This is a genomic window from Streptomyces sp. MK37H, from assembly GCF_018035285.1.
GTDB classification, from domain to species: Bacteria; Actinomycetota; Actinomycetes; order Streptomycetales; family Streptomycetaceae; genus Streptomyces; species Streptomyces endocoffeicus.
In genome coordinates, this window is the sequence record NZ_JAAAYH010000574.1 from 1 (window position 1) to 4,576 (window position 4,576).

4 protein-coding genes are annotated in these 4,576 nt (G+C 68.3%); all 4 read right to left on the minus strand.

Annotated features, from left to right (window positions below):
- Positions 1-238: 238 nt before the first annotated feature.
- The 4 genes from katG to GWI24_RS40810 all read right to left on the minus strand — a co-directional run bounded on the left by katG (position 239) and on the right by GWI24_RS40810 (position 4,575).
- A complete protein-coding gene (gene katG / locus GWI24_RS40795; RefSeq protein WP_210951070.1) occupies positions 239-2,452 on the minus strand; it encodes a catalase/peroxidase HPI in 2,214 nt (737 codons plus the stop codon).
- A 34-nt stretch (positions 2,453-2,486) separates the two neighbouring features.
- Positions 2,487-2,924 (minus strand): Fur family transcriptional regulator, encoded by a 438-nt coding sequence (locus GWI24_RS40800; protein WP_210951071.1) that lies wholly within the window; start codon positions 2,922-2,924, stop codon positions 2,487-2,489.
- A gap of 112 nt (positions 2,925-3,036) precedes the next feature.
- Positions 3,037-4,098 (minus strand): NlpC/P60 family protein, encoded by a 1,062-nt coding sequence (locus GWI24_RS40805; protein ID WP_210951072.1) that lies wholly within the window; start codon positions 4,096-4,098, stop codon positions 3,037-3,039.
- A 21-nt stretch (positions 4,099-4,119) separates the two neighbouring features.
- Positions 4,120-4,575 carry a poly-gamma-glutamate biosynthesis protein PgsC/CapC gene (locus GWI24_RS40810; protein ID WP_210951073.1) on the minus strand — a complete coding sequence of 152 codons (456 nt, stop codon included), beginning with the start codon at positions 4,573-4,575 and terminating at the stop codon, positions 4,120-4,122.
- Position 4,576: the final 1 nt, after the last annotated feature.

A 4,576-nucleotide genomic window follows, 5' to 3' on the forward strand; every position in this document is an offset into this window, starting at 1 on the left:
GCACGCGAGTGTCATCGCGCTGAGGACAGTGCGGCGCATGGAGTCGCTCTCTTTCGTCGGTCCACCCGGCCATTCGGCGGGCCGGGTTACGGATCGAGCGGAGAGACGATGCGGCGGCGTGGCGCGTTGCAAAGAGATGGCAAAGCGTGTCCGCCGGCCCTGCCGGGACCGGCCTTCGGGCAGAAAAACGTCCAGGCCGGTCCGTGCGGACCGGCCTGGACGGCGTGCTCGGAGCGGATCAGACGAGGTCGAACCGGTCCAGGTTCATGACCTTGACCCACGCCGCGACGAAGTCGTGCACGAACTTCTCCTTGGCGTCGTCGCTCGCGTAGACCTCCGCGAGGGCGCGCAGCTCGGAGTTGGAGCCGAAGACGAGGTCGGCACGGGTGCCGGTCCACTTGACCGCGCCCGAGGCGTCACGGCCCTCGAACGTGGTCTGGTCCTCGGACGTGGACTTCCAGGTCGTGCCCAGGTCGAGCAGGTTGACGAAGAAGTCGTTGGTGAGCTTGCCCGGGGTCTCGGTGAGGACGCCGTGCTTGGACCCGTTGTGGTTCGCGCCCAGCACGCGCAGCCCACCGACCAGGACGGTCATCTCGGGGGCGCTCAGGGTGAGCAGGTTCGCCCGGTCCAGCAGCAGGTACTCGGCAGGCAGGCGGTTGCCCTTGCCGACGTAGTTGCGGAACCCGTCGTACGTCGGCTCCAGCGCGGCGAACGACTCGGCGTCGGTGTGCTCGTCGGTCGCGTCGACACGGCCCGGGGCGAAGGCCACCTCAACGTCGACACCGGCGTCCTTGGCGGCCTTCTCCACGGCGGCGGAGCCACCGAGGACGATCAGGTCGGCCAGGGAGACCTTCTTGGCGCCGGAGTTGAACTCGCCCTGGATGGTCTCCAGGGTGCGCAGGACCTGCGCGAGCTCGTCCGGGTTGTTGACCTCCCAGCCGCGCTGGGGCTCCAGGCGGATCCGGGCGCCGTTGGCGCCACCGCGCTTGTCGCTGCCGCGGAAGGAGGCGGCGGACGCCCACGCGGTGCCGACCAGCTGCGAGACGGTCAGACCGGAGTCGAGGATCTTGGCCTTGAGCGCCGTGACGTCGGCGGCGTCGATGGCCTCACCCTCGGCCTCGGGCAGCGGGTCCTGCCACAGCAGGGTCTCCTCCGGGACCTCCGGGCCGAGGTACAGCGACTTCGGGCCCATGTCGCGGTGGGTCAGCTTGTACCAGGCGCGGGCGAAGGCGTCCGCGAACTCCTGCGGGTTCTCGTAGAACCGGCGGGAGATCGGCTCGTAGATCGGGTCGAACTTCAGCGCGAGGTCCGTGGTGAGCATCGTCGGGCGCTGCTTCTTGTCCGGGTCGAAGGCGTCCGGGACGATCTCCGGGGCGTCCTTGGCCACCCACTGGTTGGCGCCGGCCGGGCTCTTGGTGAGCTCGTACTCGTACTCGAAGAGGTTCTTGAAGAACCCGTTGCTCCACTGGGTGGGGGTGGTGGTCCAGGTGACCTCGAGGCCACTGGTGATGGCGTCCTTGCCCGCGCCGGTGCCGTGCGTGCTCTTCCAGCCGAGGCCCAGCTGCTCCATCGGAGCGGCCTCCGGGTCCGGGCCGACGGCGTCCGCGGGGCCCGCGCCGTGGGTCTTGCCGAAGGTGTGACCACCGGCGATGAGGGCGACGGTCTCCTCGTCGTTCATCGCCATCCGGCGGAAGGTCTCACGGATGTCGCGGGCCGCGGCGATCGGGTCCGGGTTGCCGTTGGGGCCCTCCGGGTTGACGTAGATCAGACCCATCTGGACCGCGCCGAGCGGGTTCTCCAGCTCGCGGTCGCCGGTGTAGCGCTCGTCGCCGAGCCAGGTGGTCTCCGGGCCCCAGTAGACGTCCTCCTCGGCCTCCCAGACGTCCGCACGGCCACCGCCGAAGCCGAAGGTCGTAAAGCCCATCGTCTCCAGGGCGACATTGCCGGTGAGGACCATGAGGTCGGCCCAGGAGATGCTCTGGCCGTACTTCTTCTTGACCGGCCACAGCAGACGGCGGGCCTTGTCGAGGCTGGCGTTGTCCGGCCAGCTGTTGAGCGGGGCGAAGCGCTGCTGACCGGCACCGGCGCCGCCGCGGCCGTCGCTGATGCGGTAGGTGCCGGCGCTGTGCCAGGCCATACGGATCATCAGCGGGCCGTAGTTGCCGAAGTCGGCCGGCCACCAGTCCTGCGAGGTGGTCAGCACCTCGGCGATGTCCTGCTTCACCGCCGCGAGGTCGAGAGACTTGAACGCCTCGGCGTAGTCGAACTCCTCACCCAGCGGGTTCGCCACCGGGGGGTTCTTGGCGAGGATCTTCAGATTGAGCCGGTCCGGCCACCACTGACGGTTGCCGCCGCCCTGCGTGGGGTGGGGCGCACGCCCGTGCGCGACCGGGCAGCCCCCCGCTTCCTCTGTCTTCGGGTCTACGACGATTGCCTCATGGTTCTCGGACATGGAAATCCTTCCACGCTAGGGCGGATCATGGTGCTCAGGAACTGGTGGCGGTGGAACAGCCGGGGCACTGGCCCCAGTAGATGACCTCGGCCTCGTCGACCGAGAAGCCGTGGTCATCGGACGCGGTCAGGCAGGGTGCCTCACCGGCGGCGCAGTCGACATCGGCGACGGCACCACACGACCGGCATACGACGTGGTGGTGGTTGTCCCCGACGCGTCCTTCGAACCGGGCCGGGTTGCCGGCCGGTTCGATGCGGCGTACGAGGCCCGCCGCGGTCAGTGCGTGAAGGGCCTCGTACACGGCCTGGAGGGAGATGTGGCCGACACGGTCGCGCACCCCGGAGGCGATCGCCTCGACCCCGAGGTGATCACCGTCCCGGACGGTCTCCAGCAAGGCGACACGAGCGGCCGTCACCCGCAGGCCGGCACCGCGCAGCTCCTCGGCAGTGGTCGGAGTCTGGGATGCGGTCATGGCGCAGAACCTACCCGCACAAACGCGAACGCTACAAGGAAACGAGCCGTTAAAGTTTAGCGCCACGCGTAAAATTTTTGCCCTGATTCAGTCCGATTTTCCCACTTGATCCTCAGAGCCGCTTGGCGCTGCGGAGGAGCCCGGCGTAGAAGCCGTTGCCGTCGATCCGGGAGACACCGCCGTTGTCACCGATGGTGGGGCCGTTCTGCTCCTTGCGGCTGGAGACGAACACGCGGTGACCGTCGGTGTCCAGCCCCAGGTAGAGGGCGACATGGTCCATATGGTCGCCGGTGCGGTGATCCATCTTGAAGAACAGCAGGTCACCGGGTTGGAGAACATCGATGTTGGTGGGCCGGGTGTACCAGGGGCCGGGGCCCTGGATCTTGATGACATCGACGCCGACCTTGGAGCGGGCCATGCCGTTGGCGGTGCGCGGCAGGCCGTCGCCGAGGGCGTTGCTCGCCATCAGGGGGTAGCGGGCGCGGTAGCCCATGACCATGCGGATGAAGCCGGAGCAGTCCAGCGCCCGGTAGCGCTCCTTGCGCGCGGCCATCGTGGTGCCGTCGCGGAAGGTGTAGGAGATGCCGAGGTAGTCGTAGAAGTCGTTCTGCTCCAGCCGGTCCACGCCGTCCGGTTTGAACGGCCCGAAGACCGCGTCGCCCGCGTACGGGATGCCCTGGGCGTCCTTCTTGACCGGCGCGCCCGTCACGTACTGGAAGGCGATCGCGAAGAGGTCCTCCTTCTTGCTGCCGTAGTTCTCCTTGAACCAGTCCTTGAACCACTGCTCCTTCTCGGCGCCCTCGGCCCACGGCTCCGGCATCAGCCGCACCCAGTCCTCGGTGATCACCTTGGACTTGGTGCTGGCGGGCTCGCTGAAGGTGCGGGAGGGGCCGCGCAGGGTGGCGGTGCGGGCGTGGTCGGTGAAGGTGGCGAGGATCTGGCCGTTGTCGCCGCGCAGGATGGTGCGGGCGGGGTTCTTCAGCCGCTCCCAGGTCTGCTTGCCGCTCTGCTGGCCGGTGCCGTTCTCCAGGTTCGGCTCGTCGATGACGGCCTGGGTGGCGGGCGTCCTGTCCTGCTCGTCCTTCCTGAGCTCCACGGTCAGATAGCCGCTGGCGCCGAGCAGCGCGAGCACGGTGACGGCGTGCAGTACGGGGCGTTTCTTCTTCAGTGGCATGGGATCGGCTCCGGTGGTGGGTCAGGCGGACGGCATGACGCCGAGGAGGATTCCGGCGGTAAGGACGACATAGGCCATCAGCGTCACCGACCCGGTGGACAGCAGGGTGGCCCCACGGGGCTGGCGGACCAGCTGGTAGGCGATCAGGCCGGGGACGATGAAGCCGAGGGTCTGGTTCGCGTACATCAGCGGGAACTCGAGCGACAGGATGATCATCACGGTCGCCTGGAGGGTCACGCCGAGCAGGACGACCGCGGCGAAGAGCCGCTTGCCGTAGAGGATCACGTACTTCTGCATCAGCAACGTGCCCACGTAGGTGAGCACGGTGACGCCGACGACCATGGCGGCCCGCTGGAGATCCTCGACGAGGGTCAGCGCCAGCCAGCCCGGGGTGATCATGCCGCCGGGCGAGAGGTTGGTGGTCAGGTAGCAGACCAGCGAGAAGAGCAGCCCGATCGCGATGCCGATGGCGGCGATC